This is a genomic window from Fundidesulfovibrio butyratiphilus, from assembly GCF_054657235.1.
Genome location: NZ_BAAHXA010000002.1, coordinates 162,540 through 188,026, shown reverse-complemented (window position 1 = coordinate 188,026; position 25,487 = coordinate 162,540). Strand labels below are relative to the sequence as shown.

The window sequence follows — 25,487 nt, the reverse complement described above, 5'->3', positions numbered from 1 at the left end:
AACCTTTTCCACAGGAACCGGGATAAAGGAAACTCAATGAAATTTCTCATTACAGGAGCCGCCGGCTTCATAGGGTTTCATCTTTGCAAACGCCTCCTTGAAATGGGGTATGAAGTTTCTGGACTGGATAATCTCAACGATTATTACAGTGTTCAATTGAAGAAAGATCGTTTGCAGATTTTAAAACCCTATGATCGGTTCACGTTTTTCAAAATGGATTTATCCGATCAGGCGGCTATCAATGATTTGTTTGCATCAAATCAGTTTACCCATGTTGTCAATCTCGCCGCTCAAGCCGGGGTTCGCTATAGTATTCTGAACCCAATGGCTTATGTTCAATCCAATATTGTCGGTTTCACCCATCTTCTTGAAGGGTGTCGCCATAACAATGTTTCCCACTTTATTTTTGCATCATCCAGTTCGGTTTATGGCTTGAATTCAACAATGCCGTTCAGCGTGCATGATAATGTCGATCATCCAATCAGTTTGTATGCGGCTTCGAAGAAATCCAATGAACTCATGGCCCATTCCTACAGCTATTTGTATAATCTCCCCTGTACGGGGTTGAGATTTTTTACTGTCTACGGGCCGTGGGGAAGACCGGATATGGCGTTGTTTCTTTTTACGAAAGCAATTTTGGAAAACAGACCAATTCAAGTTTTCAATCATGGTAAAATGCGCCGCGATTTTACCTACATTGATGATATCATTGAAGGTGTTGTTCGGGTGAGCTTGCGTATTCCCACCCCAAATCCTGAATGGTCGAGCGCCGCTCCGGATCCAAGTTCGAGCATCGCTCCCTATAAAATTTATAATATAGGAAATAATTCCTCAATTGAATTGATGGAATATATTGAAGCAATTGAAAATTGCCTTGGAAAAAAAGCGCAAAAAGAAATGCTTCCCATGCAACCTGGCGATGTTCCTGCAACTGTTGCTAATGTTGATGATTTGATTGCTGACGTAGGTTTTCGTCCATCAACGCCAATACAGTATGGAATTTCACAGTTTATTGAATGGTATCGCGCTTACTACAAGCAATGAGCCTCTTGACAGAAGGCTTTGCCTCAAGTAATTTTCAATTAAATGAACATATAACCTTACCTAAAGGTAGTTGGAGATGAATTTCGTTGCCTTGAAGAAAAATCTGGAAGATTCCTTTCAAAAAATTCTCGATTTGACTCATGACGGTCAAATGCCTGATGAGAAACTTGCCAGTCATTTTTCCCGCTTGTGTACGCAATTGCATATGCAAGCGAAAGAATCCTGGGTAGGTGAAGCGGAAGATTTCGCCCATCTGGCAAACCAGCTTTTGCAAACCGTCAAGAAGAAAAAGCTTGAAGATTCCATCAGGCTTGTCAATTCTCTTCAAGATGCTCAGGATTACTGCCATCGAACTTTCAAGTCCTGAAGCGTTTCACGTGAAACATGGTTTGGAAAAGGAGCGCATGGCATGGCGCGTTGCATAGTCATCGCCAACCAAAAAGGCGGAGTGGGAAAGACCACCACAGCGGTGAATCTCGCGGCGGCTTTGGCGGTGATGGAAAAAAAAACCCTGATCATCGATTGCGATCCTCAGGGAAATGCGGGCAGCGGCCTCGGTATCTATCCTGAAGACATGGCTGCCAATCTGTACTCCATTCTCTACGAGCCGGAGAGAGCGGAGGAAGCGGTTCATGAAAGTTCGTTGCCCTACCTGCACGTCGTTCCATCGACATCCGATTTGGTCGCAGCGGATATTGAGCTGGTTGATAAAAAAGACCGGGAAAAATATCTGAGCCATGTGATCGAGCGTTTGAACGACCAATATGAATTTATCTTGCTTGATTGCCCGCCTTCACTCGGACTTGTTACCCTGAATGCTCTTTGTGCCGCTTCGGAATTGTTGGTTCCGTTGCAGTGCGAATATTATGCATTGGAAGGAGTGGCGCAACTCCTCAAGACTTTTGAACTGGTTCGTCGTCGTTTCAATACCCGTTTGCAGCTTCTGGGCGTGGTGATGACCATGTACGATGGACGCAACAAGCTCAATCGCCATGTCAAGCGAGAGATTCGGCGATGTTTTCCAAAACATCATTTTGAAACGGTGATTCCAAGAAACGTGCGATTGAGTGAAGCGCCGAGTCACGGATTGCCCGTCATCAGCTATGACGTCAAATCGAAGGGAGCTGAATCCTATATGACCCTGGCCAGGGAAATTCTCTGCCGGGTACCGGTTTGAGTCCTGGCAAGGGTCATCGTGTGTTTCGTCAACCAGGCGGGAGCTTTCAGCTTCCGCCTTTTTGTTTTTCGACAAAAGGGCGGCATTCAACATCAACGTGTTTTTTGAAATGCCGTTTGATGATGCGGGCCTTGCAGCTCTGACATTCAAAATTGACCAGTCCGCCAAGATTCGCGGCTTTCAGGTAGAACTTTCGGGGAGAATCTTCCTGCCAATTGTTGGTCATGGCGCCGCAATTGGAACAGGTGACGTCCGGGGTGAGCGGATAGGAAAAATCCCAATATTGATTCAGCATATCCCAATCGGCAAGGGGTTCGACAGGCGGAGCGGGAGGGGTGGGATTGAGCTCTTCCAAAGCTTGGTTCAAAAAGGGAGCGATTTTGGATTGCACTTTTTCCCAAAGAGAAACATGCAAAAAAACGCCGAGCATTCGACGGTCCTGATCGTACAACGGTTGAAGAGGATCGTTGGAAAAGGGCACTCGTTGCCTCCTGAAGTGGAAAAATGGGTTAAAACCGACACGGGCGGTTGCCAGAAAGTAAGCGATGAGGGTAAGGAGTTGCCTGTTGATGTCAAGCATGAGTTGGGATGAAAAAGGGGACACCATGGCTGTCGCGAAGGGACTGGGAAGAGGGCTCGATGTTCTCCTCAAGGGGATTTCCGTGGATAAGGATTCCATGGAAGTGACCGTACTCAATATTTCGGACATACGCCCCAATCCAAGGCAACCGCGGTTGGAATTCGATGAACAGGCTCTGGCCGATTTGGCCTTGTCCATCAAGGAACAGGGGGTGTTGCAACCCATTCTGGTCCGTCCGTCCACCCAAGGTCAGGCGCATGGATACGAACTGGTGGCCGGGGAAAGACGGCTACGCGCGAGCGCTTTGGCTGGAATGGAGACGATTCCGGCCATTGTCAGGGACGTGAGTGATGAGTTGAGCCTGGCCATGGCCTTGGTGGAAAACCTTCAGCGGGAAAATCTCAATGCCCTGGAGGAAGCCAAAGGGTATGAGCAGCTCATCGAACAGTTCGGTTTCAGCCAGGAAAGTCTCGCCCAAAAAATGGGACGCAGCCGTTCCGCAGTGTCGAACAGTCTACGTCTGCTGCAACTTCCCGAGGAAATCCGAGAAAGTCTGAGAAGCGATCAAATAAGCGCCGGTCACGCTCGCGCCTTGCTTTCCGTGACGGATGCCGATGCCAGGCGCCAGTTGTGGAGTCGTCTCTTGGATTCGGACATGTCGGTCAGGGAAGTGGAGCGGCAAGCCGCCCATTGGCGTGAAACGGGTTCCTTGCCCGAGGGTGAAGAACACTTGGCTCCCGCACCACGCCGCTCGTCTTCGCCCAAGGCGCAACGCGATGAGCAGCTCTCCAATTTGGCCTCGCGTTTGACAGAGCATTTTGGTCTCAAAGTGAAACTGGGTGGGGACGGGTCAAAAGGAAAAGTGACCATTGCCTATTCCAGTGCGGATGAATTGAATAATCTTTTGGACAAAATCGGTGTCGCCGATGCCTCCTGATGCTCAGGACGGTTTCACGCTGGAAGCCAAATCGCTTCTGCATGTCGTCCAGCAATTCCCTTCACGCAAAGTGTTGGTGGTGGGCGACATCATGCTCGATCACTATATGCAGGGGGAGGTTGAACGCATTTCTCCCGAAGCGCCGGTTCCCGTCCTGCAGGTAAGCGGGGAGTGGCATGTTTTGGGGGGAGCGGGAAATGTGGCCCGGAACATCGCCGCGTTGGGGGCCACGGTCGATATCGTCTGTGTCATTGGTGCCGATGGCCCGGGTCAAATTGTGCAAGGGCTTCTTGCCGAAAGCGGAATTTCAGGACATTTGCTGGCCGAAAAAAGGCGCCTGACCACGGTGAAAACCAGGATCATCGCCAGAAACCAGCAGCTAGTGCGTGTCGATCGGGAAGATTGCACGCCTTTAGAATTTTCGACTGCGCGAGGGTTCCTGGATGTTTTGAAAAAGTTGTTGCCGGAATATTCCGTGGTCGTCGTGTCGGACTACGGAAAGGGCGTGGTCAGCGACTTGGTCATGCAGGCCGTGCGTTCCGTTCGAAATACCGATGGAAAGCGGCCGAAAGTTTTGGTCGATCCCAAGGTCGTGAACACCGATCTGTACACAGACGTCTTCATGCTCACGCCAAACGCCAAAGAAGCGGCGGAAATGACCGGCATCCCAACCACCCAACGCGATGGGGTCATTCGCGCGGGTCTCTCCCTGTTCAAAAAATTGCGATGTGAAAAGCTCTGCATCACCTTGGGGGCGCAGGGCATGGCCATTTTCGAGCAACCACAGCGGGTGTTTCGGCTTCCGACCCTGGCCCACAAGGTGTTCGACGTCACCGGCGCCGGCGACACGGTCATGGCCGCCATGGCTTTGGGATTGGCTTCCGGGTTGGATGTTATGGGAGCGGGAATGCTCGCCAATATGGCCGCGAGTTTGGTTGTGGGTCAGGTGGGCACGGCTGTGACGTCGCCGGAAGAGCTCCTTGAGGCCCTGTCGAGTTGTCCGTTGTTGGAAGCGGAGACCTGGTTGGCTCTGTGACGCGATCAAGAAAGACACGGGGGAGCGACGCCTGGGACTTCGGAAGGAGACGTTTCCCTCAAGTATGCCGGTGGAGCGTGAGTGGGTAGGGCAAATTCCGATTCTTGCCGCAACTGATCGAGACTGGAGTGGAAGGATTCGACATGGCCAAGGCCGACAAAATATCCCCCTGGAAGGGTGTGGTGTCTGACGAAACCGGAGTGATCAAACTTTCCGGCGAGATTGATTTCACCAATTCCCAAATGGTGCGCGACTGGATGACCGAAACGTTCGCCCAATCCCAGGGAGAGGTTCGGCTGGACATGTCAGACGTGGAATACATCGACAGCTCCGGGTTGGCTGTCCTTATCGAGGTGCGCAAGGCGCTCAAGGCCAATGGACGCTCCATTAAAGTCACGTCCGCGTCGCTTCAGGTGCATAAACTTTTCAGCCTGACGCAGATCGGCGACCTGTTTGGAATCTAAGGCCGCAAGGTGAGCAAGGATCTGGATCAGCTTGTCTGGCTCGTCAACAGACTGCTCGTCTGTCTGGTCAAGCCTTTTTCGAAAAAACCGTATATCAAATGGCAGCAATGGCGACATTATGCCTGGATTGGTTCGGGCTCCATGCCCATTGTCAGTGTCATATCCGGCTGCACAGGGGTGATTCTGGCGCTCCAGTCCGCTGCGCAGTTGGAAAAGGTAGGGGCGCTTTCCTATGTGGCCAGTTTGGTGGGGGTCACACTGATCAACGAGTTGGGACCCTTGCTTACGGCGCTGATTTTGAGTGGTCGGGCCGGCGCGGCCTTTACCGCGGAAATCGCCACCATGAAAATTTCCGAGGAGATCGACGCGCTCGAAGTCATGGGGCTGGATTCAGTGCGCTTTCTCGTCTGGCCCAAGTGCCTGGCCATGTTTTTCATGATGCCCCTGCTCACGGTCTGGGCCGACTTCGTGGGTATTCTTGCCGGGGGGCTGTTTTCGGTCAACGTGCTGGGACTTTCCAGCTCGGAATACTACGAACAGACAACGACTTTTGTCACCTTGCGCGATATGTTTTCCGGCCTGATCAAGAGTATCGCCTTCGGGCTCGCCATTACCATCATCGGGTGTTGGCAGGGCTTTCTGGCCAGGGAAGGTGCTTTCGACGTGGGAAATCGCACCACGCGCAGCGTCGTGCAATCGATTTTCGTGGTCGTACTCCTGGATTTGATTTTCACCAGCCTCATCTATTGGACACGCTGACATGGAACTCGCCTGGACCAACAGCCACGACGCTCCCGAAATCCGATTGGAGAACATCCGTTTGGCCTATGGGGAAAAAACCATTCTCCATGACATCAACGCCGTGTTGCCGGCGGGAAAAATAACCGTCATTCTCGGCGGATCGGGAGGGGGAAAATCCACGCTCCTGCGTACCATCCTCGGCCTTCTGGAGCCGACGGATGGTCGGGTGATGCTGGGCGACGCGAACCTCTACGCGCTGGACACGGATCAACTGCGCGAAGTGCGCCGACGCATGGGGGTACTGTTTCAGGATGGCGCCTTGCTCGGCTCGTTGCCGTTGGGGGAAAACATCGCGTTGCCGATTCGGGAACACACGATGCTCGACGACAGCCTGATCGAAACCGTGGTGCGCCTGAAACTCGGCCTGGTGGGGCTGGAGCCCTTTCTGGACTATTTTCCCAATCAGCTTTCCGGGGGCATGAAGAAACGCGCCGGCCTGGCCAGGGCCTTGGCGCTGGATCCGCGAATTCTTTTGTGCGACGAACCGACATCCGGCCTGGATCCCATCACCTCGGCCGATCTTGACCAACTCATCCTCGATCTCAAAGACGCCTTCAACATGACCATTGTGGTGGTATCCCACGATCTGGCCAGTCTTTTCACCATTGCGGACCATGTGGTGGTGCTCTACAAGGGAGGCGTTGTCTATCAGGGCGATCTCGACGGCCTGCGGGCCAGCGGGGACGCGTTCCTGCGGCAATTTCTCGACCGTAAACCGACGCGTTCCACCAAGGGAGAAAACGGCAAGCGGCAACAGGGTTGATTCCAAACCGGGTACAAGGGGCCGAAACGCATGTTTCTCAAATCCGCACATAGAAAGGACACCATTCGGGCCGTGGTGGCTCTTTTGGTGTGCGGCGGCATTTTGGCCGCGTTTATTGTTGTTCTTGGTGGATTTCGCTTCTGGGAAAAATTCGACGTCTATTCCATCCGCTTCGTCAGTGTGAAAGACCTTTCGGTGGGGCGTCCGGTCAAATACGGCGGCCTGGATGTGGGTCGCATTCAGGCCATCGGCGTCGACCCCAAGGACCCGCGGCTGATCCGGGTGGAAGTGGGCATTCGCCCCCCTCTGGTGCTGCACAAGGGCGTGGTGGCACGCATCGCCCAGAAAGGGCTCGTTGGCGACTATTACGTATTTCTCGATCCTCAGGATTCGCCCGGCGAACCGATCAAGCCGGGAAGTGTGATCCCTTCGGAAGAATCGGTGGACATGGCCCAGTTGGCCGGGTTGGCCGGTGCGGTGCTCAACGACCTTCGCCCCAAGCTGGACCAGATGGTCAGCAGCATGGAGCAGGTCATCAACTCCAAGAACGCCGAACGCGTTTCCCAGGTTCTCGACCGGCTGCCGGTGTTGGTGGCGGAACTGGAATCCGCGGCCAAGGAGCTCAAGACCGGTTGGCACGGCATCACCAAGGACGGACGCGTCCTGGTTCAGAACGCGTCGCATACCTTGCAGGACATATCCTCGGCGGTGAACACGCTGCAAGGCGACGCCCGGGTCACAATGGGCGACCTGCGTCACGAAGTGAAGCGCATCGGCGAACTCACTCAGAGTCTGCAATCGGCCGTCAATTACGATCAAGCGCAGCTCGAAGACATTCTCGACAACGTGAACAAGCTTTCGAGCGATCTCAAGCATCTCTCGGCCAAATTGCGCGACCGGCCCTGGGAGGTGATTCGTCAGCCGCAGGGAGGTCCCAAGTGAAGCGATTGCGCGGGGTGCGGTGGTTTGTTTGGGCGCTCGCCATTTTAGTGCTGGGGGGGTGTCTGGGCAAAGCCCCTCCGGTGGAAGAGTACTTGAGCGTCCGTCCCGCGACCGGGGAACCTTGCGCGCAACAGGCGTCTCCGGGGACCCGGGTCACGGTGGCGTTGAAGTCCTTCAAGGCCGTGGACGCGTTGGATAGGCAGGCCGTGTTGTTGGGTCGGGGGCGGGTAATGCGACCGAGCTTGGCCTGGTACTGGGAAGGGCCACCGGCCCGTCTTGTGGAGCAGGCCCTTGTGCAGGGGTTGTCCTGCTCGTCCGGGGTCGCTCCGGTTTGGCCGATGCGTTCCACCACGCGCGCCGATGGAGTGCTCACCGGTATGGTGAACGCGTTCTGGGTGGACACCGAATCGCGAACCTTGCACGCCGCCGTGCAGGTGCAACTCTGGGACGAAAAACAGGTCGCGGCCCTTGCCTCGAAGGAGATTTTCGTCCAGTCCCCGGTGCGGTCCCTGGACGCCCAGGGCGTGGCCGAAGCCGGTTCCGAGGCGCTGGCCAGGCTTTCGGGCGAAGTCTCCGCCTGGCTGGAATCCGTGATGAAGGAAGGGAAGCACTTGCCAGGCGCGCGGTAAAGACGCATGGAAAAGTGAAACCCCCACCGCGACCGCGTGGCCACCAGCGTACCGAACCCGCTACCATTCGCCACGGTCGACGGGTTCAAGCAAAGAGGCGCACCATGTTCGCAGCCATAGCCTACATAGCGGAACAACGCATTCTCGAAGCCATGGAAAAGGGCGAATTCGACAATCTTCCGGGAAAGGGCAAACCCTTGGACCTGGACGACGATGCCAATGTGCCCGAAGACCTGCGCATGGCCTACAAGCTCTTGAAAAATGCCGGCTACGCTCCAGAGGAATTGGCCAAGGAGACGGGCGTGAAGACCACCCGCGACCTCTTGCCGAAAGACACGGGGGAGCGCAAACGGCTGCGCCAGTTGCAAAAGATGGAAATTTTGTTCACCAAGGCCGGTTTTGGGGCAAAACGCATGGAAAGTCTGGAGGCGAACGCCGACTATTTCGATGCCCTTGTTTCGCGCGTCCCGGTCAGAGACACGGAGGAAAAATCATGAAGTGCAAGACACCGCCTGGAGAATGCCTCATTCCCGATGGCTTGATGCAGCAGTATTTTCCCTATGCTCGTCTCAGTGAGAACGGGGAATACGTGATTCCCAAGGACAAGGTCGACGATTTCGTAAAGAAGTACAATGAAATTGCGGATTCACGCGAACATCAGCAAATTCTCGCCGCGTATCGCGCCCAGGCTCCGCAGGACCGCCAGGGTGATGATGGGGATTGATACGGTCAAGGTGGTTCGTGTTGTCGGGTCTGTGTTGGCGCTTTTGCTGCTGACGACGTTGCCCGCCCGGGCGCAGAACTGTGAGCGTCCGACGGACTTGGACGAAAGCGAGGAGTGCGCGCGTTTGCGCTTGCGGGCGGCCGAGCGGGACATGCTTGCCCAGATGCGCTTTCTTGAGACCTTGGAAGACGAGAACCTGAAGAAAGCCATCGCGGCCGCTCAGGACGCCTGGCTCAAATGGCGCGATGCCGAAGCGGACGTGGCCATGGTGGCGAGTGAAAACGTTCGGGTGGGAACGGTCAATCGCGACACCGTGAAGGCGCAACTCACGGAAGATCGGGTGCGCGACCTGCGCACCCATACGGGGCGATGAGGGGGGGACGCGGCCGCGTCTTCATCCCGGCTTTTTCCAGACTTTTCCCCAGAAGAACTCTCCCAGATCATAAAAGCTGTTTTCGTCCACCTGGGCCAGGGTGGTCAAGCCGTGCCGGTGTTCCAACCGGGCGGCTTGTATTTCGTTTTCCTGGGGCAAAATGGTGCAGGTAAGATAGGCGAGAACCCCGCCGGCCGGCAGTTCGGCCAGGCAGGCTTCAAGAATATCCTCCTGGAGACGGGTCAGATCGGCCAGATCGTCCGGGGAGCGTTTCCATTTGGCGTCGGGGCGCCTGGCGAGCACGCCCATGCCGCTGCATGGGGCGTCGAGCAGAATGGTGGAGGGTTTGTTGCGAAGGGCGAAGTGGGTCGCGTCGGCAACGAAGATCGAGGGCTCGGGCAGACTCAGCCGATGGAGTTCTCGCCGCAGGCCGCGCAGGCGACGACGGTTTCTGTCGCTGGCCGCGAAAAGGCGTTTGCCGGCTTCCAGAAGCCAGGCGGTCTTGCCGCCGCGTCCGGCGCAGGCGTCGTAGACCGGCTCCGGCCAGAGAGAAGCGCCCAGGATCGAAAGCGCGCGGTGCACGGCCGCGGACTGGCGCGACACCAGGCCGGATGCCTCCAGGTGGGAAAATTCTTCGTCCGGCAATGGCTGGGAGCCGGATGAAAAGGCCAAGGCCGGGAAGTCGGACCAGATGGCGCCGGGGGCCGAGGACAAGCGCTGGAAAAGTTCCAGGGCCCCGGGTTTGGACGCGTTGACGCGAAGTCCGAGCGGGGCGGGACGGAGTTGGGTTTCGAGCAAACGCAGGGTTTTCTCCTCGCCGAACGCGGAAACAAGCATCCGCGTCAACCACAAAGGGGCGCTGGCGTATCGGCTGACGAACACGTCGAATGCGCAGGCGTCGCGCCTGTAGTATTCCGGGTCGTTCACAACGTCGCCCAGGCGTTGGGCGGCGCGCAGCACGCCATTGACCAAGGAGCCGGCGAACGCGCCCACGCGGACCTTGGCCGCGTCCACGGCCCAGGAAAGCGTGGCGTGGGGCGGAACATGATCCAGCTGTGTCAGTTCGTGCAGGGCCACGGTCAGGATGCGCAAAACCTGGGGCGGGGTCTTTTCGGGTTTGGCCAGAAGCGACCTAGCCAAAAAGTCGTATCTCCCCATAAGGCGCAACGTCCCATAGACGAGTTCCGTGGCAAGGCGTTTGTCACGCGGGTCATGGCACGTGGGAAGGATGTGGTCCAGGGCTTCCTGGGCGTCTTGTGCCCTGGTGCGTTTGCCCGAAGGGAAAATGGCGTCGAGCGCCGCCAGGGCCGCACGTCGGGACGGGGGAAGGACAGGTTTGACGCGGCTCATGACAGGCCCGAAAAACAAAACGGCCGGTGAAAAAAAAGGTCGAAGGCGATCATGATTCCTTGGCCGCCAGAGGAGCGGCGCGGTTCAGGGTGGGCAGGATCCAGGCCGTGTTTTGCCGGGTGTTGAGGAACAGGCGCAGGGTCCGCTCTATGGTGGCCAGACAGACCTGGGTATCCAGGCAGGGGCCGTTGGGTCGTTCGTTCAGCACGCCGAACACGGGCAGGGGGTAGGTGTCCTGAATGCCGCTGGAAAGGTCCCGTTCGCAGGCCACGGCCAAAATGAGCTTGGGCCGCTTCTGCACCACGATGCGTCGGGCGATGGTGCCCCCGGTGGCGATGGCCATGTGCACGCCGTAGGCTTCGGAAAGCGTGAGAAGGCCGGCCACGGGGCAGCGTCCGCACCGCTTGCAGTTGTTGATGTTGTAGGTGAGCCGCACGGAACAGGTGCTCGACTGGAGACAATGGGGCAGAAGCAGAAGAATTTCGGACGACTTGTACCGCTTGCCTTCGGCAAGGACGAGTTCGTTATTGACCTTGATGAACGAGTTGCGCACCCGTTCTTTCGAAATGCCAACCACGCGACCGAAAAGAATCATCAGCGGGAGGAACAGCTTCACGGTCAGGCCGCGAAGGCGTCTGGTAAACGGCAAGGTGCGCCCGCAGGCCACGGAAAGGGCCAGGCCCAAAGCGGCCCAGAGCACCAGGACGATGCACAAAAGCACCACCGCTCCCCATATCGCCGTCGCCCAGGGGTGAATGGCGGAAAGACCGATGGTGGGAACGATCCAAAGCAACGCCAAGGCCAAACAGACCAGGAGCGAAGTTCCGGTGATGAGTCCTATGAAGAGTCGCTTGCGTGAAGTTTCTACTGGTTCCATGGCTATCCGATGCATGTGGGGAATACGCTGAAAATAGCGTGTCCTGAGCGAAAAGCAAGTGTCACGTCGTACGTCGTCCACACGAGAGAGAAAAACGGATGTTCAATGTGCGAAGAAAGGAATCGCGGCGTCGGCGTGGTTTGGCGCAACGAAACTGAAGGCGCAAGGATCAACCGACAAGATCGGGCGGCGCGTCGCAGACCAGGGGGGCGTTCGGGTCCAGGGCGTGCAGGTAGCCGCAATAGAACGAGCGTGCGTCCATGGGGCGTTTGCCGGCGGGTTGCACCAGAGACAGCGAATAGATGCCGTCCCGACAGGCTATGGAAAGCGAGTCGTCAGAAAGCCCCAGGATGCTTCCTGGCGGGTTGGTCTGGGGGTCGACATGGGTGAACCGTCCAGGAGCCGCCAGAAGGCGAATTTGGCCCTTTTGGCCCGGAAGGGTCAAAAAAAACGCCGCGCCGGGTTTTGGGGACATGGCCCGGATGCGGTTGTGGACATTGCGCACCGAATCGTTCCAATCAATGCGCGTGTCGGCTTTGACGATCTTGGGCGCGTAGCTGGACAAGGCGTCGTTTTGGGGTTCGGCCGACGCCAGGTGCGATTCGATATCGCCAAGTACGTCGTGAAGCGTGTGACATCCCAGATCGACCAGACGGTCGTGCAGTTCGCCCGCGGTTTCGTCGGGTCCGATGGACAGCGAAGTGCGCAACAGCATGGGGCCGGTATCGAGCCCGGCTTCCATGCGCATGATGGTGATGCCGGTCACCGCATCGCCTTCCAGGATGGCCCGCTGGATGGGGGCCGCGCCGCGCAGTCTGGGCAACAGCGAGGCGTGGACGTTGAGGGGCGCCAGGCGGGGGATGTCCAGCACGACCTGGGGGAGAATGAGCCCGTAGGCGGCCACGATCAAAAGGTCGGGGGCGTAGCCGGCCAGACGCGCGACATCCTCGGCGGACTTGAAGTTGAAAGGCTGCTCCACGGGCAGGTTGCGGGCAAGGGCCAGCCGTTTGACCGGGGAGGGTTGCGGCTTGTGGCCGCGTCCGCCGGGTCGGTCGGGTTGGGTGTAGACGGCCGGCACGCAAACGCTTCCCGAATCCAGCAAGGACTCGAGAATGGCGGCCGCGAAGTCCGGCGTGCCCATGAAGACGGCGGTCAGCTTTTTTTCTTGCGATGCGACCATTTCTTGATCTTGGCGTCGTACATGCCGCGTTTGAGCCTGCTGATGCGGTCGATGAAGAGCACGCCGTCCAGGTGGTCGAGTTCGTGCTGCAGGCAGATGGCCAACAGCCCGTCGGCGTCCAGGTTCACCTCTTCGCCGTCCAGGTTTCGGGCCTTGACCAGGACCTTTTCGGCCCGTTCCACCTTGGCCCGGAAGTTGGTGACGGAAAGGCACCCCTCTTCGTCGACCACCTTGCCTTCCTTGGAGAGGATGACCGGGTTCACCAGCACCATGAGTTCGGTGCGTTCTTCGGGACCCGAGAGGTCGATGGTCACCAACCGACGCGATTCGCCCACCTGGGGGGCGGCCAGGCCGATGCCCCGGTTCTCGTACATGAGCTGGGCCATTTCATCGGCCAGGTCGCGGATCTCCTGGGTGATCTCCTGGACGTCCTCGGATTTTTGGGCGAGCACGGGGTTGGGATAGGTGAGAATCTCCCTCGCCATGGTCAGCCCTCCTTGTTGGTGAGGCTTTCGCGCAGCTTTATGCCCAGCTCGCGCAGTTGCTTGTTGCTCACGTCGCTGGGCGCTTCCGTCATGAGGCAGGTGGCTTTCTGCGTTTTCGGAAAAGCGATGACGTCGCGGATGGACTTGGCCCCGGACATGAGCATGACCAGACGGTCCAGGCCGAAGGCGATGCCGCCGTGGGGCGGGGCGCCGTACTGCAGGGCGTTCAGCAGGAAGCTGAACTTGGCCTCGGCTTCCTCGGGGCTGATGCCCAGGGCGGAAAACAAGGCGGTCTGACGGTCCAGGGTGTGGCACCGAATGGAGCCGCCGCCGATCTCGTTGCCGTTGAGCACCAGGTCGTAGGCGCGGGCGAGGGCCTTTTCGGGCTGGCTGGCCAAAAGCTCCAGATGGCCATCCTGGGGCGAGGTGAAGGGGTGGTGCTTGGCCACGTAGCGCTTTTCCTCGGGATCGTATTCGAGCAGGGGAAAGTCCGTGACCCAGACCGGGGCGAACACGTCGTGGTCGATGAGCCCGAACCGCTCGCCCAGTTGCACGCGCAGATAGCCCAGAGCGTTGTTGACCATGTCCGAGGCGCCCGCCTGAAAAAAGACGATGTCGCCTTCACGGAGTTCCAGGCGTTCGGCCAGGGCGGCGCGCTCCTCGTCGGTGAAAAACTTGGCGATGGGCGATTGCCATTCGCCGGGGCGGATCTTGATCCAGGCCAGGCCTTGCGCCCCGTAGATCTTCACGAACTCGGTGTAGGCGTCGATCTCCTTGCGGGTGAGGCTTTCGCCGCCGGGCACGCGCAGGCCCTTGACCAGTTCGGCCTTGGCGAACACGCGCAACGCCGAGTCGCGCACCAGGTCGGTCACGTCGGTCAGCGGCAGGTCGAAGCGCACGTCGGGTTTGTCCAGGCCGTAGCGGCCAACGGCGTGCTCGTAGGTCATGCGGGGAAACGCATCGGGAAGCGTGACCCCGAGGTTTTCGCGGAACACGACCCGGATCATTTCCTCGGCCATGTCCATGACCTGCTCTTCGTCCACGAAGCTCATTTCGATGTCGATCTGGGTGAACTCGGGCTGGCGGTCGGCGCGCAGGTCTTCGTCGCGGAAGCACTTCACGATCTGATAGTACCGCTCCAGCCCGCCCACCATGAGCAGTTGCTTGAAGAGCTGCGGGCTCTGGGGCAGGGCGTAGAACATGCCCAGGTTCACCCGGCTGGGCACGAGGAAGTCGCGCGCGCCTTCGGGCGTGCTCTTGGTGAGCATGGGCGTTTCGACCTCGAGAAAGTCCAGGGAATCCAGATAGCGGCGCACGCTCTGGGCCACCTTGCTGCGCAAGAGGAAGTTGGCGGCCAGTTTGGGCCGGCGCAGGTCCAGGTAACGGTATTTGAGCCGCAGGGCCTCGGAGGCGTCCACCCGGTCCTCGATGGTGAAGGGCGGGGTCTTGGCCGTGTTCAGGAGCTTGAAATCCATGACCACGACTTCGATCTCGCCGGTGACCATGCCGGGGTTGGCCATGCCCTCGGGACGCGGGCGCACCCGGCCCTGAATGGCCAGAACGTATTCGCTGCGCACCACGTGGGCGCGTTCGTGGGCCTTGGGGGCCAGTTCCGGGCTGAAGACCACCTGGGTCAAACCCCTGCGGTCGCGCAGGTCGATAAAGATGAGCCCGCCGTGGTCGCGGCGGAACTGCACCCAGCCCATAAGGCAGACCTCGTCGCCGACGTTTTGGGCCGTGAGCTGGCCGCAGCTGTGGGTGCGCCGCCAGTCTCCCAAGGGGTCGGCGACGCGGGCTTCGGGTTCGGCGGCGTTGAGAGTCTCGTCCATGTTCTGCTCCGAAAAAGGGTGGCTATTTGGCTTCAGAAGGCCGGGTCAACAGGGCGGTCACGTCCACGCGGGGCAGGGATGTCTGCTCGGCGGTGGCCATGTCCTTGACCACGACGGTGTTGTTTGCAAGTTCCGATTCGCCCAGGATCAGGCAGCGTTTCGCGCCCAGGCGGGCGGCCTGGCGCAGCTGGTTCTTGGCGCTTTTGGCGGCCAGGGCGCATTCGCCGGAAAGGCCCTGCGCGCGCAGGGCCTGGGCCAGTTCCAGGGCCGGCCCCAGGGCTTCGGGGCACAGGGCGGCGATGAAAAAATCCGGGGCCGGGGTTTCGCCTTGTCCAAGCAGCAGAGCCAGGCGCTCCATGCCGCAGGCGAAGCCTACGCCGGGCAGTTCCGGCCCGCCCAGGGCGCTTACCAGGCCGTCGTAGCGTCCGCCGCCGGCCACGGCCGACTGGGACCCGATCTTGCCCGAAACCACCTCGAACGTGGTGCGCACGTAGTAGTCCAGCCCGCGCACCAGGCGGGGGTTGAGCACGTAGGAGAATCCGGCTTTGTCGAGAAGCCCGGTCACCACGGCGAAGTGTTCGCGGCACTCGTCGCACAGGTAGTTGGCAAGCGAGGGCGCGCCCTTGGTCAGCTCCCGGCAACCGGGGACCTTGCAGTCGAGCACGCGCAAGGGATTGGTGAGCTTGCGGCGCAGGCAGTCTTCGCACAGGCTGCCGGAATCAAACCCGCGAAAATAGGCGTTCAGGGCGTCCTGATAGGCGGGACGGCAGGCTGGGCAGCCCAGGGAGTTGAGTTCGACGCTCAGGTCCGTAAGCCCGATCTCGCCGAGAAAGTCGGCCAGCATGAAAAGCATTTCGGCGTCCAGGTAGGGCGAAGGGGAGCCCACGGCCTCCACGTCGAGCTGATGGAACTGGCGCATGCGCCCTTTTTGCGGGCGTTCGTAGCGGAACATGGGGCCCGTGCAGTAGAGCTTGGAAAGCTCTTGCGCGGCATGCATGTTGTTTTCAATGTAGGCGCGCATGACCCCGGCCGTGGCTTCGGGCCGCATGGTCAGGGAACGGCCCTTGCGGTCGGGAAAGGTGTACATTTCCTTTTGGACCACGTCGGTCTCTTCACCGATGGACCGGGCGAAAAGCTCCGTGCGTTCGAGGATGGGCAGGCGGATCTCGCGGTATCCGTAGCGGCCGAAGACGGTTTTGGCCACGGTTTCCAGGCGGGCGAACTGGCTGGCCTGGTCGGGCAGCAGATCCGCGAAGCCTTTGATCTTTTGGATTTTGTCCATGCGGGTTCCTTGAGCGGGACTAGCGCCCGGCAAAAGGATGCTGTTAGCCAGAAGCGCCGGCCTTGTCAAAAAGACTTTGCGCCCGAAGCCGGGTGAGAAGGCGCGCGGTCCAGGCCGGCAGCCCGGTGAGGGGCGGTTCGGCGGACAGATCGGCGGCCAACGCGCAGTAGGCGCCCATCGGCATGCGGCACAATCCCCTGGCCAAGCCGTAGAGGGGAAAACCCGTCCGCCAGGTGCAGGGGGGGCCGGGCAGCACGCTGGCTTCCACAAAGGGAACGTGTCCCGCCACGGCATGAAGCAGGCGTCGCATGCGCCAGGGAGTGAAGAACCGGGCCTGGTGCGTGGAGCGTGAGCGACCGCGACACAGGCCGTACAGCGAAAACGCGTTGCGATAGCCCACGATCAGTCCCCGTTTGGCCACGCGCACGGCTTCGAGCAGCAGATCTCCGGGATCGGCGGCGTATTCGAGCACCGTGAACAGCCCCACGTAATCGAAGGCGTCGTTGTCGAAGGGCAAGTGCGTGGCCTCGGCCAGGTGCAGGGTCGCGGTCTGTCCCAGGCGTTCGCGCGCGGCCTGGAGCATGACCGGGGACTTGTCCACTCCGGTGACGCTAAACCCGGATTCATGGAAATTTTCCAGATTGTGCCCGGCTCCGCATCCGATATCGAGAAACGTGCGTCCTTGCCTGGGCCAGCAGGCGGTCAGGGCTTCGAAAAGGCGCCGCTCCTGGGCGAAGGCGAAGGCCCCGGCGCGGGAAGTCAGCCAGTTTTCGTGGCGGCGCAGGTCGTCAAGATCCCAGAGCATGGGAAAACTCCGGCGCGGCGGGAAGAGTGGGTGTTTCGGAATCCATGGTCAATTGCGTCAGGTCGTCATTTTGCGTTCGATCTCGTCGAGCAGGCCTTCGATGGGGGCGCGGGCGTTCAGCCCCGCCAGCCAGTCCTCCGGAAGCGATTGTCCGCCCGGGGCCGCTCCGAGCAGCAGACCGATGAGCATGTTGCGCGCGGCGCTGTCGCCGCCGGCCAGCGTGGACGCCAAAAGCGCGCCGGGCAGGTCAAAGGGGTGGCGGGCCACGATCTGAACCACGGCGGCAAAGGCCCCGTCCACATGGCAGCTCTGGCCGAGCCGGGCCACGGCGGCGGACGTGTCCTCGTCTGCGGCTTCAAGGCCTTCGGCCAGCCAGGCGTGCAGGGGCGAACCGGGCAGCCGGCCCTGAAGGGCCAGGCGCAGGGCGTTCACCGGGTCCTGTCCGGAGAGGGCCAGAAGCGCGGCCCGGGCGAAACATTCCGCGGCGTCGATCACGGGTTGGTGGCGGTGCGTCAGGGCGGTTTGGGCCCGCGCGGCCGCGACCAGGGTTTCTTCGTCCCGGCGCAGGGCGAAGACGAGAGGCGCTATGCGCGCCGCGCCGGCCAGGTCGGTGGAGTTGGACCCGGCGTCTTCAGGCGTCCACCCCTGGTCCAGGCGTTCCAGGGTGCTCCTGGTGGCCCGGTCCAGATAGCCATCGTATTGGCTGAACAGGTTGCGCCAGGAGGAGGCGAAATCGGCGGCGTCGAATCCTCCGCAACGGGCCAGGGAAGCCAGCAACACGAAGGTCTGATCGCCGTAGTGGGTGAAGTCGCCGCGTTTGCGGTTGGGATGGTAGCCGGCCGGGTCCGGGTCGGTCAGGCCGTCCAGGTGGGGATGCAGGGCCAGTATGCGGGGCTGGTCGTAGATCCAGTGCACGCCAAGGGCCAGGCTGTCGCCCACAAACGAGGCCAGAACCATGGATTTTGCGCGTTCGTACATGAACCCTCCAACCAAAGACGAAACAGCGGTCGAACGGAAGGAAACAAACGGGAAACATCCCCATCAAACCCTAGCGCAAAGCGCTGTCGGGCGAAAGGGGCGCGCAACAGGAAACGACAGGGGGGCGGGGCGTCCGCATCGCGGACTGTGCGTCATGTGTGTGAAAACTCGGCGAAACCGCAGGAAAGGGAAGGGGCTGGAGGAGAATGAGGATGTTCTCCCCCAGCCCGGGAGGCATGGCGAAAAATCGCGTTATTGTCCGGCGGGCGCGGCAGGCGCGGCCGCCGGAGCCGCGGGGGCCGTCGGAGCCGCGGGGGCCGCCGGAGTTGCGGGAGCGGCGGCGGGAGCGGCGGCGGGAGCGGAGGTATCGGTCGCGGCGGGCGCGGCACCCGGTCCGCGTCCGGCCTTGGCGGCGCGACGGGCTTCGCGGGCTTCGGCGCGCTTTTGCTTGAGGGTCTGAACGTCTTGGACGGTGATGTAGCCCTTGTTTCCGGTATCGAGCTTTTCCCAGCGCTTTTCCGCCAGCTTGCGGGCGTGGTTGAGGTATTCTTCCTTGGTGACCTTGCCATCGCCGTTGGCGTCGGCGGCCTTGAATCCGGCAGCGCCTCGATTGGACCCGGCCTTGCCTTGGGCCATGGCCAGCGATCCGGCTCCGAAGAGCAGAACGACCGCGCACAGAAGGGAAACGAGACGTTTCATGGGAAACTCCTTGGTTTTTTTCGAGGTAAACTCCTTGTGGGATTTCGTCCAGAAAAATCCCTCACGCCTGGCGAAAGAAATACGCCCTGACGCGTAGGAACCAGGCGGGAAGGGCATCGCATGGGCGCATGCGCGTCGGGTGCGGCGGGAACGAGCGTCGCCTTCATTTGTTGGGGAGGCGCTTGGCGAAAATCCGTTGGAAACATGCGCCATCCTCTGGCCCCACGCGGCGCGGCCCTTGAAGAAACAGCCAAGTTGGCGGTAGGATGCCCATACGGGAGGATACCCCCATGAGAGCTTACCGATTGGCCATGGCGTTGCTGGTCGTTGTCTGCGCAACCCTGGCGGGTTGCGACAAGCGGGAAAGCCCGGCCTCCGACACGCTCACGCTCATCACCTGCAACGAGGCTTCGTTCCTGGAGCCCCATCTGCGACGCCTGGCCCGGAAAGAGGGGTTTCACCTGAACCTGCGCTATATGGCCGTTCAGGAACTCGTGCGCGAACTTGCCAAGGGGCAAAACGCGCAGGCCGACGCGGTCATCGCGCCGTGCGCCGAGTGGCTTGCCCTGGCCGAGGTCCAAAGCCCGGGCGTCCTGGGCAAGCCCGTGGCGGTCATGAACCTGCCCGTGGCCCTGGGCGTGCGCCAGAGCCAGGCCCAGGCCCTGGGGCTGGAGGCTTCGGGCGTGGACGCCGACCGGCTGTGCGCTCTGGCCGCGGAGGGAAAGTTCACGTTCCTGCTGTCTTCGCCCAGTCAGTCGGGCGCGGGATTGGCCGTGTACCTGGGAATGGTTCGGGCCTTGTCCGGCGGCACCGATCCGGCGACCCTGTCGCCCGAGGCCAAGGAGAAGCTCAAGGCGTTTTTTTCCGGGGTGTCGCGTTCGGCCGGCAGCCATTTGTGGGTGAAGAGCCTGTTCGAGACCGGGGCCTATCCCGCCATGTTCAATTACGTCCACGTGCTGGAGCAGACCGCCCAGGACATGGCCCGCGACGGTGGCGAGCCCCTGGTGGTGACCCGGGTCAAGGGCGCGGACATGGTCTGCGCCGCGGTGTTCGCCCCGGTGCGTAAGAAGGACGCCCCCAAGGAGCTGTGCGACAAGGTGGCCGACTCTCTGACCTCGGACAGGTTCCGCAATCATCTGGTCAGTCAGGGACGGGAACCGGCCGACAGGGACGTGTCCATGCCTTCCGGGAAGGTGGTGGCGGACCTGCTGGACGTCTACCAGAGCCAGTTGCGCAGGCCGTCGCTCACCGTGCTGGCGGTGGAGCTTTCCAGCCCCATGAAGGGCTACGCGGAACGCGAGCTCAAGCGCGCCGTGCGCCAGGCCCTGGACCCGGGCCTGTTGGCCGAGCGGTTTTTGCAATCCGAGCCCGGAGACCAACTGTACCTGTTGGTCTACGCCGACAAGGTGGTGAAGACCTGGCGGTTGGACACCCTGGGTGCGCGGCAGCGGACCGAGGCGCTCGCCCAGTTCGAATCCCTGACGCCCAAGGGCGGCTCCAATCCGTATTCGGCCCTGGCCGAGGCCGGCGCGCTGGCGGCCAAGGCCAACTGCGCCGACTGTCTGGACCAGGTGATTCTGGTGGCCTATGACAACCCCACCGTGCCGGGCAAGACCATGGCCCAGGTCAGGCAGCAGTGGCAGTCCCTGCGTCGCGAGGTTCCGGTGCAGGGCGTGCTTTTTGGCAACATGACCCCGGCCCGTATGGATGAAATCGCCATGGTCACGCGAGGACGCATTTTCGACGGCAGGACCGACCTGTCCCGGGCCGTGCTCGCGGCAAGGGCCTACAACAACTAAAACAAACGCCAACGCCGGTCCGGGCCGGCAAGGAGAGTGCGTATGGACCGTTATGTCTGCCTGTTGTGCGGCTACACCTACGACCCCAAACGCGGCGATCCCAAGGGAAACATTCCCCCGGGCATTCCGGGAAGCGAGCTTCCGACGGATTGGGTCTGCCCCCAATGCAAGGCTGACCAGACCAACTTCGCCAAGCGCGACGATTGACGCCCCGCGCAAACGCGCACGAAAACACGTCGCGGGCGCGACCCGAGGGGCGCGCCCGCGACGCATCCGTTTCCACAGCCCGTGCGTCCAAGCCGGCCGATTCCCAAACCGCATCGGAGTCCTTCCATGTCCTTCGCATCGCCCAGGCACTTTCTTACCGCCCTGGCCTTTCTCACCCGTCTGGTCCCGGGCCGGCACATCCGCGAGGCCGATCTGGCCCCCAGCGTGGCCTGGTTCCCCCTGGCCGGTTTGGCCGTGGGGGCGCTTTGCGTCGCGCCCGTGGCCCTGGGACTGTATTCCGCGGCCCCCGGCCTGGCCGGGTGGCTCACCGTGGCGCTGGCCCTCTGGATCACGCGCGGCCTGCACGCCGACGGCTTGAGCGACCTGGCCGACGCCTGGGGCAGTTCGGCCCGGGGGGAGCGGTTTTGGAGCATCATGAAAGACAGCCGGGTGGGGGCGTTCGGGGTCATGGCCCTGGTGCTGGGCCTGGGAGGATTCGCCCAGGCCCTGGGCCTGCTGGCGGCGCGGGGCGACTTCGGGGCCATGGCGCTATGCTTCCTGCTCGGGCGGCTGGGAGCCTGCGCTCTGCTGGCCGTGGGGCGTTCCCTGGCTCAAAAGGGGCTGTCGCGTCCTGGATTGGGGGCGTTGTTTCATCCCGGAGCCACGCCGGCGGCCCTGGCTTTCGCCCTGGTCCAGGCCGTGGCCGTGGGGCTGGTCCTGGCCGGACCCCGGCCCCTGCTGGCCGGCCTGGCGGCCACGGCGGTCGTTGTCTGGGCCCTGGCCCGGCTGGCGCGCGCGGTCGGCGGAGTGAACGGCGACTTTGTGGGCGCGGCCGTGGTGCTGGCCGAACTGGGCGCGGCTCTGGCCATGGCCGCGTGAGAAGGAGACGGTCTTTCGCGCCTTGCGGGGGGGGGGGGGGGGGCGAACCGGGCGCCTGTTTCGGCGGTCGGCTAGCGCTTCGCGTGCGCTTCCCAGGTCACGCCCAGGGGGTCGAACCAGTCGGCGCGGTCCAGCACAAAGGCCATGCTGCGCACGAAGGCTTCCTCCCCGTGGGGTTCGAAGGTCACGGTGGGGGTGAGATTGCGTTTTTCCAGCCCCTCGAAGACGTCTTCCCAGGGGATGGTTCCCGCCCCCAGGCCCAGGTGCTGGTCGAAGCTGCCGTCGTTGTCGTGCAGATGCACGTGGCTCAGGCAGGACTGGGCCGCGTCCAGCCAGGCGTCGAGGTTGTTTTCCTCCTTGCCCTTGGCGAAGCTGTACCAGTGGCCAAAGTCCAGGCACAGGCCCACGGCCATTCCGTGGTCCACGGCCAGGGTTTCCACAAGTTCGGTCACCGTGGCCGGGTCGGGTTCGGCGGTGTTTTCCAGGTACAGGGGGGGATGGTCGGGCCAGACGTCCAGGGTGCGTTTCCAGGTCTCCAGGCTGCGCTCTTTCCACAGGGGATAGGTGAGCATGTAGAGCAGGTGGTCGTACCGGGCGTGGGCCACAAGATGCCTGGGGCGGTAGATCTTGGCCACCTGCATGGCGCGGCGCAGACGTTCGCGCGTGGCTTCCAGCAGAAGGGAGTCGGCGCTGCCCGGCTGGAGGTCGAAAAAGGGCAGATGCAACGAACAGGTCAGGCCTTCGCGTTCCAGGCGTTCGGCCATGGTCTTGTGCCAGTCCATGTCCACGGCGTCCATGAGCACGGGGTCCAGTCCCAGTTCGGGGTTGACCTTTCTGGCCAGAAACCGCGTGAGCACGGCCGGGTCCCGATACGCATGGCGCAGGGTCAGATTGACAAAAAACATAAAGACTCCCGTGACAACGAATAAAGAGTTCCTATTCTACTCTCCAGACGAAATCCATTCCCAGCGAGGCCGATATGAACGAAACCCTTCGGGTGACATGCCCGCATTGCCATACCAAAAACCGCGTGGACACCGCCAGGCGAACCCAGGCCGTCTGCGGAAAGTGCGGCGAGCCGTTGTTTTCCGGCAAGCCGGTGGAGCTGACCGAGCAAAATTTCGCCCGCCACGTGCAGGAAACCGATGTTCCCCTCCTGGTGGACTTCTGGGCTCCCTGGTGCGGTCCCTGCCGGATGATGGCCGGAGCGTTCGAAGAGGCCGCCAAACAGTTGGAGCCTGACGTGCGCGCCGCAAAGGTCAATACCGAAACCGAGCAGGTGTTGGCCGCCCAGATGGGCATTCGGGCCGTGCCCACCCTGATTCTTTTCAAGAACGGCAAAGTGGTGGACAGCATAAGCGGCGCCCTGGACGTCAACAATCTGGTTTCCTGGGCCTTGTCCAGGGCCATGTAGGGAAGAAAAGAACCGGGAGCTCGGCTCCCGAATTTCGAATCGCTTTCCGGCGGGAGTGTGACCGCTGGAAGCGCGGCGCGTCAAGTGGTCGGCCGTCGGTTTCCTGGGGGAGCCGGCGGCCGAAGGCGTTTTTTCATCGCAGTGGTGGACGCGCGCGTTCCGTCGCGCCTGGACCTGGAGCGATCGGGCAGCGCGCGAGGTTGTCGCGGGCGCTGTCGGGGCGTCGGTGCGGCGACGGCTTGTCGTACAAATGTAATACTTAGTGTACGACAGTCGGGATGCTCAGAATCAAGTCCCTGGTGTAGCTCACCATCTTGTCCATGAGCCAGGGAAAGGCCACCAAAAGCGCTACGAACATGGCCAGCATCTTGGGCACGAAGGTCAGGGTGGCGTCCTGGATCTGGGTGGCGGCCTGGATGATGCTGATCACCACGCCCACGGCCAGGCTGACGCCCAGCAGGGGCAGCGAGAGCATGAGCGCGGCCTCGATGGCCTGGCGGGCGAAGCCGATGACGAATTCCGGAGACATGGGCGGACTCCTTACGAAAAACTGTTCACGAGGGACATGGTCATGAGGCTCCAGCCGTCCACCATGACGAAGAGCAGCAGCTTGAAGGGCATGGAGACCATGGCCGGCGGCAGCATCATCATGCCCATGGCCAGCAGGATGCTCGACACCACCATGTCGAGCACGAGAAAGGGCACGTAGATCATGAAGCCGATGGTGAAGCCGGTCTTGAGCTCCGAGATCATGAAGCCGGCGGCCAGCATGATGGTGGGCACCTCGGCCTTGGACTTGGGCTGATCCATCTTGGTGATGGCGTAGAAGACCCCGAGATCCTTCTCGCGGGTGTGCTTGAAGAGAAATTCGCGCAACGGGGGTTCGGCCTTGCTGAGGGCCTCTGTGAAGCCGATGCGTTCTTCCATGTAGGGGTTGAGCGCGTCGTCGTACATCTTCTTGCCCACGGGATACATGATGACCACGGTCATGAAGATGGCCAGGCTGGCCAGGATCTGGTTGGGCGGCATCTGGGCGGTGCCCATGGCTTGGCGCAAAAACGAGAACACGATGATGATGCGCGTGAACGAGGTGACGCACAAGACGATGGACGGCGCCAGGGAGAGCACCGTCATCACGAAGAGAATTTCGAGCAGCACGCTGACCTTTTCGGTCTGGGTCTGCCCGGCGGCCAGGTTGAGGGTCAGGGTGGGTTCAGGCAGGGTCTGGGCCGCCAGGGCCAGGGCCGGGACCAGGGCCGTCAGGATCAGGGCCGCCGGCAGCGCGCGCGCCAGCAAGCGCGGAAGCGAAGTCGCTGGAGTCATCGTTTTGGTCCACCTCTGTCAGCACGTTGATGCTTTGCTCGGTCACTCCGAGCACCAACAGCTTATTCAAAAATCGGACCACCATAATGTTCTTCTTGGGCCCCAGGGGCAGATGGCCTTCAAGACGCAGGCCGTAGGCCCCTCCGGGGCGTTTCAGGCCGAACTTGGGGCCAAAACGCCTGAGCATCCAGTATGCCAGCAAAATGACGCCCAAAATGAGCAGCATGGCGAGCGTCATCTGCACGGCGGCGCCGCCCAGGCCGAGAGAGGGGGTGACGGGAGCCCCGGCGGGAGGGACGAACTCAGCCAAGCTGCTTCACCCGTTCGATGGGGCTTATGATGTCGGTCAGGCGCACGCCGAACTTTTCGTTGATGACCACGGCCTCGCCCCGGGCCACCAGCTTGCCGTTGACGTAGATCTCAAGCGGCTCGCCGGCCAGCTTGTTGAGCTCGATGACCGATCCCTGGCCGAGCTGGAGCAGCTCGTTGATGAGCAGTTTCGTGCGTCCCAGTTCGGCCGACACGTCGAGCGGAATGTCCAGGATGAAGTCCAGGTCGCGCCGTCCCGTGTCCGGGCGCGGGGCCTTGGCCTCCTGCGTCAAATCCTTGAACGAGGCTTCCCGGCTTTTGGCGGCCAGTTGGGCCTGCTCGCGCTCGCGCTTGGTGTCGGCCATTTCGTCCGAGGCCAGGGCGGCGGCCCATTCCGCTGCCAGGGCGTCGTCGCTGGAGCCTCCCCCGCCCCCGCCGGCCGCATCGGCGGCCACGGCCGCCTCGAAGGGGTCGACGGCTCCCGCGCCTTGTTCGTCTTTTTCCAGGGCGGCGGCCCATTCCGCTGCCAGGGCGTCCTGATCGATATCGTCCGGGGCCATGCGCGTCTCCTTGCCTGGCGTAGGGGTTGGTCCGGTTGGGA

Annotated in this window: 32 protein-coding genes; 17 read left to right on the top strand and 15 right to left on the bottom strand. The window is 61.1% G+C overall.

All coding sequences use genetic code 11. The annotated features are described in order from the left end of the window. The first annotated feature begins 36 nt into the window (after positions 1–36). The 3 genes from ACYQ01_RS12000 to ACYQ01_RS11990 all read left to right on the top strand — a co-directional run bounded on the left by ACYQ01_RS12000 (position 37) and on the right by ACYQ01_RS11990 (position 2,221). Positions 37–1,044: an NAD-dependent epimerase gene (locus ACYQ01_RS12000; protein ID WP_459934101.1), complete on the top strand. Its 1,008-nt coding sequence runs from the start codon at positions 37–39 to the stop codon at positions 1,042–1,044. 76 nt (positions 1,045–1,120) lie between these two features. Continuing rightward, on the top strand, positions 1,121–1,411 hold the full coding sequence (locus ACYQ01_RS11995) for a GAK system XXXCH domain-containing protein (protein ID WP_459934100.1): 291 nt from the start codon (positions 1,121–1,123) through the stop codon (positions 1,409–1,411). Positions 1,412–1,453: 42 nt separating this feature from the next. Continuing rightward, positions 1,454–2,221 carry a ParA family protein gene (locus tag ACYQ01_RS11990; RefSeq protein ID WP_459934099.1) on the top strand — a complete coding sequence of 256 codons (768 nt, stop codon included), beginning with the start codon at positions 1,454–1,456 and terminating at the stop codon, positions 2,219–2,221. A gap of 46 nt (positions 2,222–2,267) precedes the next feature. On the opposite strand, the gene ACYQ01_RS11985 is transcribed toward ACYQ01_RS11990, so the two are convergent. Next, entirely contained in the window at positions 2,268–2,702 is a 435-nt protein-coding gene (locus ACYQ01_RS11985; protein ID WP_459934098.1) for a hypothetical protein, read from the bottom strand. Between the two features lie 97 nt (positions 2,703–2,799). Here ACYQ01_RS11985 and ACYQ01_RS11980 point away from each other — a divergent pair, with 97 nt between their 5' ends. The 10 genes from ACYQ01_RS11980 (at position 2,800) to ACYQ01_RS11935 (ending at position 9,470) form a co-directional block, all read left to right on the top strand. Continuing rightward, positions 2,800–3,738 carry a ParB/RepB/Spo0J family partition protein gene (locus ACYQ01_RS11980; RefSeq protein ID WP_459934097.1) on the top strand — a complete coding sequence of 313 codons (939 nt, stop codon included), beginning with the start codon at positions 2,800–2,802 and terminating at the stop codon, positions 3,736–3,738. Further along, a complete protein-coding gene (locus ACYQ01_RS11975) occupies positions 3,728–4,774 on the top strand; it encodes a bifunctional heptose 7-phosphate kinase/heptose 1-phosphate adenyltransferase (protein ID WP_459934096.1) in 1,047 nt (348 codons plus the stop codon). Before ACYQ01_RS11980 ends, ACYQ01_RS11975 begins: the two co-directional genes overlap by 11 nt. Positions 4,775–4,917: 143 nt before the next feature. Beyond that, on the top strand, positions 4,918–5,238 hold the full coding sequence (locus ACYQ01_RS11970) for an STAS domain-containing protein (RefSeq protein ID WP_459934095.1): 321 nt from the start codon (positions 4,918–4,920) through the stop codon (positions 5,236–5,238). A 9-nt stretch (positions 5,239–5,247) separates the two neighbouring features. Further along, positions 5,248–5,997: an ABC transporter permease gene (locus tag ACYQ01_RS11965; protein ID WP_459934094.1), complete on the top strand. Its 750-nt coding sequence runs from the start codon at positions 5,248–5,250 to the stop codon at positions 5,995–5,997. 1 nt (position 5,998) lies between these two features. Further along, positions 5,999–6,802 carry an ABC transporter ATP-binding protein gene (locus tag ACYQ01_RS11960; RefSeq protein ID WP_459934093.1) on the top strand — a complete coding sequence of 268 codons (804 nt, stop codon included), beginning with the start codon at positions 5,999–6,001 and terminating at the stop codon, positions 6,800–6,802. 30 nt (positions 6,803–6,832) lie between these two features. Then, positions 6,833–7,744, top strand: coding sequence for an MlaD family protein (locus ACYQ01_RS11955; protein WP_459934092.1), 912 nt, complete (start codon positions 6,833–6,835; stop codon positions 7,742–7,744). Continuing rightward, positions 7,741–8,373, top strand: a complete 633-nt coding sequence (locus ACYQ01_RS11950) for an ABC-type transport auxiliary lipoprotein family protein (RefSeq protein WP_459934091.1) — start codon at positions 7,741–7,743, stop codon at positions 8,371–8,373. Before ACYQ01_RS11955 ends, ACYQ01_RS11950 begins: the two co-directional genes overlap by 4 nt. A gap of 104 nt (positions 8,374–8,477) precedes the next feature. Continuing rightward, positions 8,478–8,870, top strand: coding sequence for a DnaJ family domain-containing protein (locus tag ACYQ01_RS11945; protein WP_459934090.1), 393 nt, complete (start codon positions 8,478–8,480; stop codon positions 8,868–8,870). Then, positions 8,867–9,097: a hypothetical protein gene (locus tag ACYQ01_RS11940; RefSeq protein ID WP_459934089.1), complete on the top strand. Its 231-nt coding sequence runs from the start codon at positions 8,867–8,869 to the stop codon at positions 9,095–9,097. Before ACYQ01_RS11945 ends, ACYQ01_RS11940 begins: the two co-directional genes overlap by 4 nt. Next, the gene (locus ACYQ01_RS11935) at positions 9,084–9,470 is read left to right on the top strand and encodes a lysozyme inhibitor LprI family protein (RefSeq protein WP_459934088.1); all 387 of its coding nucleotides are present in this window, start codon (positions 9,084–9,086) and stop codon (positions 9,468–9,470) included. Before ACYQ01_RS11940 ends, ACYQ01_RS11935 begins: the two co-directional genes overlap by 14 nt. A 21-nt stretch (positions 9,471–9,491) precedes the next feature. Here the strand turns inward: ACYQ01_RS11935 and ACYQ01_RS11930 are convergent, their stop codons facing one another. The 9 genes from ACYQ01_RS11930 to ACYQ01_RS11890 form a co-directional block, all read right to left on the bottom strand. Next, complete coding sequence (locus tag ACYQ01_RS11930) at positions 9,492–10,820, bottom strand: transcription antitermination factor NusB (RefSeq protein WP_459934087.1); 1,329 nt, start codon at positions 10,818–10,820, stop codon at positions 9,492–9,494. A 49-nt stretch (positions 10,821–10,869) separates the two neighbouring features. Further along, complete coding sequence (locus tag ACYQ01_RS11925; RefSeq protein ID WP_459934086.1) at positions 10,870–11,697, bottom strand: DUF116 domain-containing protein; 828 nt, start codon at positions 11,695–11,697, stop codon at positions 10,870–10,872. Between the two features lie 169 nt (positions 11,698–11,866). Then, the gene (gene fmt / locus ACYQ01_RS11920) at positions 11,867–12,799 is read right to left on the bottom strand and encodes a methionyl-tRNA formyltransferase (RefSeq protein ID WP_459934850.1); all 933 of its coding nucleotides are present in this window, start codon (positions 12,797–12,799) and stop codon (positions 11,867–11,869) included. 50 nt (positions 12,800–12,849) lie between these two features. Next, positions 12,850–13,362 (bottom strand): peptide deformylase, encoded by a 513-nt coding sequence (gene def, locus ACYQ01_RS11915; RefSeq protein WP_459934085.1) that lies wholly within the window; start codon positions 13,360–13,362, stop codon positions 12,850–12,852. Positions 13,363–13,364: 2 nt separating this feature from the next. Next, positions 13,365–15,191 carry an aspartate--tRNA ligase gene (gene aspS / locus ACYQ01_RS11910; protein ID WP_459934084.1) on the bottom strand — a complete coding sequence of 609 codons (1,827 nt, stop codon included), beginning with the start codon at positions 15,189–15,191 and terminating at the stop codon, positions 13,365–13,367. Positions 15,192–15,213: 22 nt separating this feature from the next. Next, positions 15,214–16,473: a histidine--tRNA ligase gene (gene hisS, locus ACYQ01_RS11905; RefSeq protein WP_459934083.1), complete on the bottom strand. Its 1,260-nt coding sequence runs from the start codon at positions 16,471–16,473 to the stop codon at positions 15,214–15,216. A gap of 43 nt (positions 16,474–16,516) precedes the next feature. Continuing rightward, entirely contained in the window at positions 16,517–17,278 is a 762-nt protein-coding gene (locus ACYQ01_RS11900; RefSeq protein WP_459934082.1) for a class I SAM-dependent methyltransferase, read from the bottom strand. A 57-nt stretch (positions 17,279–17,335) separates the two neighbouring features. Continuing rightward, positions 17,336–18,256 carry an ADP-ribosylglycohydrolase family protein gene (locus tag ACYQ01_RS11895; protein ID WP_459934081.1) on the bottom strand — a complete coding sequence of 307 codons (921 nt, stop codon included), beginning with the start codon at positions 18,254–18,256 and terminating at the stop codon, positions 17,336–17,338. 252 nt (positions 18,257–18,508) lie between these two features. Continuing rightward, entirely contained in the window at positions 18,509–18,955 is a 447-nt protein-coding gene (locus ACYQ01_RS11890) for an EF-hand domain-containing protein (protein WP_459934080.1), read from the bottom strand. Between the two features lie 290 nt (positions 18,956–19,245). Between ACYQ01_RS11890 and ACYQ01_RS11885 the strand changes: the two genes are divergently transcribed. The 3 genes from ACYQ01_RS11885 (at position 19,246) to ACYQ01_RS11875 (ending at position 21,840) form a co-directional block, all read left to right on the top strand. Next, positions 19,246–20,754, top strand: a complete 1,509-nt coding sequence (locus ACYQ01_RS11885; RefSeq protein WP_459934079.1) for a substrate-binding domain-containing protein — start codon at positions 19,246–19,248, stop codon at positions 20,752–20,754. A 42-nt stretch (positions 20,755–20,796) separates the two neighbouring features. Next, positions 20,797–20,961, top strand: a complete 165-nt coding sequence (locus ACYQ01_RS11880; protein WP_459934078.1) for a rubredoxin — start codon at positions 20,797–20,799, stop codon at positions 20,959–20,961. Between the two features lie 126 nt (positions 20,962–21,087). Beyond that, positions 21,088–21,840 carry an adenosylcobinamide-GDP ribazoletransferase gene (locus ACYQ01_RS11875; protein WP_459934077.1) on the top strand — a complete coding sequence of 251 codons (753 nt, stop codon included), beginning with the start codon at positions 21,088–21,090 and terminating at the stop codon, positions 21,838–21,840. A gap of 71 nt (positions 21,841–21,911) precedes the next feature. Here ACYQ01_RS11875 and ACYQ01_RS11870 read toward each other — a convergent pair whose 3' ends face one another. Then, the gene (locus ACYQ01_RS11870) at positions 21,912–22,745 is read right to left on the bottom strand and encodes a sugar phosphate isomerase/epimerase family protein (RefSeq protein WP_459934076.1); all 834 of its coding nucleotides are present in this window, start codon (positions 22,743–22,745) and stop codon (positions 21,912–21,914) included. 74 nt (positions 22,746–22,819) lie between these two features. On the opposite strand from ACYQ01_RS11870, the gene trxC reads away from it, so the two are divergent. Then, positions 22,820–23,254, top strand: coding sequence for a thioredoxin TrxC (trxC, locus tag ACYQ01_RS11865; RefSeq protein WP_459934075.1), 435 nt, complete (start codon positions 22,820–22,822; stop codon positions 23,252–23,254). Positions 23,255–23,513: 259 nt separating this feature from the next. On the opposite strand, the gene fliQ is transcribed toward trxC, so the two are convergent. The 4 genes from fliQ to fliN are packed head-to-tail and all read right to left on the bottom strand — an operon-like array spanning position 23,514 to position 25,446. Beyond that, positions 23,514–23,783, bottom strand: a complete 270-nt coding sequence (gene fliQ / locus ACYQ01_RS11860; RefSeq protein ID WP_459934074.1) for a flagellar biosynthesis protein FliQ — start codon at positions 23,781–23,783, stop codon at positions 23,514–23,516. A gap of 11 nt (positions 23,784–23,794) precedes the next feature. Next, positions 23,795–24,577 carry a flagellar type III secretion system pore protein FliP gene (fliP, locus tag ACYQ01_RS11855; RefSeq protein ID WP_459934073.1) on the bottom strand — a complete coding sequence of 261 codons (783 nt, stop codon included), beginning with the start codon at positions 24,575–24,577 and terminating at the stop codon, positions 23,795–23,797. Beyond that, positions 24,468–24,887, bottom strand: a complete 420-nt coding sequence (gene fliO, locus ACYQ01_RS11850; RefSeq protein WP_459934072.1) for a flagellar biosynthetic protein FliO — start codon at positions 24,885–24,887, stop codon at positions 24,468–24,470. Before fliO ends, fliP begins: the two co-directional genes overlap by 110 nt. After that, positions 24,880–25,446 (bottom strand): flagellar motor switch protein FliN, encoded by a 567-nt coding sequence (gene fliN / locus ACYQ01_RS11845; protein WP_459934071.1) that lies wholly within the window; start codon positions 25,444–25,446, stop codon positions 24,880–24,882. Before fliN ends, fliO begins: the two co-directional genes overlap by 8 nt. Between the last annotated feature and the right edge of the window lie 41 nt (positions 25,447–25,487).

Excerpts from the sequence above, each read along its gene's own strand:
- ACYQ01_RS11945 (WP_459934090.1), top strand. The coding sequence starts at position 8,478 with ATGTTCGCAGCCATAGCCTACATAGCGGAACAACGCATTCTCGAAGCC.
- ACYQ01_RS11955 (WP_459934092.1), top strand. The coding sequence starts at position 6,833 with ATGTTTCTCAAATCCGCACATAGAAAGGACACCATTCGGGCCGTGGTG.
- fliQ (WP_459934074.1), bottom strand. The coding sequence starts at position 23,783 with ATGTCTCCGGAATTCGTCATCGGCTTCGCCCGCCAGGCCATCGAGGCC.
- ACYQ01_RS11980 (WP_459934097.1), top strand. The coding sequence starts at position 2,800 with ATGAGTTGGGATGAAAAAGGGGACACCATGGCTGTCGCGAAGGGACTG.
- ACYQ01_RS11970 (WP_459934095.1), top strand. The coding sequence starts at position 4,918 with ATGGCCAAGGCCGACAAAATATCCCCCTGGAAGGGTGTGGTGTCTGAC.
- ACYQ01_RS11995 (WP_459934100.1), top strand. The coding sequence starts at position 1,121 with ATGAATTTCGTTGCCTTGAAGAAAAATCTGGAAGATTCCTTTCAAAAA.
- ACYQ01_RS11890 (WP_459934080.1), bottom strand. The coding sequence starts at position 18,955 with ATGAAACGTCTCGTTTCCCTTCTGTGCGCGGTCGTTCTGCTCTTCGGA.
- hisS (WP_459934083.1), bottom strand. The coding sequence starts at position 16,473 with ATGGACAAAATCCAAAAGATCAAAGGCTTCGCGGATCTGCTGCCCGAC.
- fliP (WP_459934073.1), bottom strand. The coding sequence starts at position 24,577 with ATGACTCCAGCGACTTCGCTTCCGCGCTTGCTGGCGCGCGCGCTGCCG.
- ACYQ01_RS11875 (WP_459934077.1), top strand. The coding sequence starts at position 21,088 with ATGTCCTTCGCATCGCCCAGGCACTTTCTTACCGCCCTGGCCTTTCTC.
- ACYQ01_RS11940 (WP_459934089.1), top strand. The coding sequence starts at position 8,867 with ATGAAGTGCAAGACACCGCCTGGAGAATGCCTCATTCCCGATGGCTTG.
- ACYQ01_RS11990 (WP_459934099.1), top strand. The coding sequence starts at position 1,454 with ATGGCGCGTTGCATAGTCATCGCCAACCAAAAAGGCGGAGTGGGAAAG.
- ACYQ01_RS11870 (WP_459934076.1), bottom strand. The coding sequence starts at position 22,745 with ATGTTTTTTGTCAATCTGACCCTGCGCCATGCGTATCGGGACCCGGCC.
- ACYQ01_RS11880 (WP_459934078.1), top strand. The coding sequence starts at position 20,797 with ATGGACCGTTATGTCTGCCTGTTGTGCGGCTACACCTACGACCCCAAA.
- fliN (WP_459934071.1), bottom strand. The coding sequence starts at position 25,446 with ATGGCCCCGGACGATATCGATCAGGACGCCCTGGCAGCGGAATGGGCC.
- ACYQ01_RS11900 (WP_459934082.1), bottom strand. The coding sequence starts at position 17,278 with ATGCTCTGGGATCTTGACGACCTGCGCCGCCACGAAAACTGGCTGACT.
- ACYQ01_RS11975 (WP_459934096.1), top strand. The coding sequence starts at position 3,728 with ATGCCTCCTGATGCTCAGGACGGTTTCACGCTGGAAGCCAAATCGCTT.
- aspS (WP_459934084.1), bottom strand. The coding sequence starts at position 15,191 with ATGGACGAGACTCTCAACGCCGCCGAACCCGAAGCCCGCGTCGCCGAC.
- ACYQ01_RS12000 (WP_459934101.1), top strand. The coding sequence starts at position 37 with ATGAAATTTCTCATTACAGGAGCCGCCGGCTTCATAGGGTTTCATCTT.
- ACYQ01_RS11960 (WP_459934093.1), top strand. The coding sequence starts at position 5,999 with ATGGAACTCGCCTGGACCAACAGCCACGACGCTCCCGAAATCCGATTG.
- ACYQ01_RS11885 (WP_459934079.1), top strand. The coding sequence starts at position 19,246 with ATGAGAGCTTACCGATTGGCCATGGCGTTGCTGGTCGTTGTCTGCGCA.
- trxC (WP_459934075.1), top strand. The coding sequence starts at position 22,820 with ATGAACGAAACCCTTCGGGTGACATGCCCGCATTGCCATACCAAAAAC.
- ACYQ01_RS11895 (WP_459934081.1), bottom strand. The coding sequence starts at position 18,256 with ATGTACGAACGCGCAAAATCCATGGTTCTGGCCTCGTTTGTGGGCGAC.
- ACYQ01_RS11935 (WP_459934088.1), top strand. The coding sequence starts at position 9,084 with ATGATGGGGATTGATACGGTCAAGGTGGTTCGTGTTGTCGGGTCTGTG.
- ACYQ01_RS11925 (WP_459934086.1), bottom strand. The coding sequence starts at position 11,697 with ATGGAACCAGTAGAAACTTCACGCAAGCGACTCTTCATAGGACTCATC.
- def (WP_459934085.1), bottom strand. The coding sequence starts at position 13,362 with ATGGCGAGGGAGATTCTCACCTATCCCAACCCCGTGCTCGCCCAAAAA.
- ACYQ01_RS11930 (WP_459934087.1), bottom strand. The coding sequence starts at position 10,820 with ATGAGCCGCGTCAAACCTGTCCTTCCCCCGTCCCGACGTGCGGCCCTG.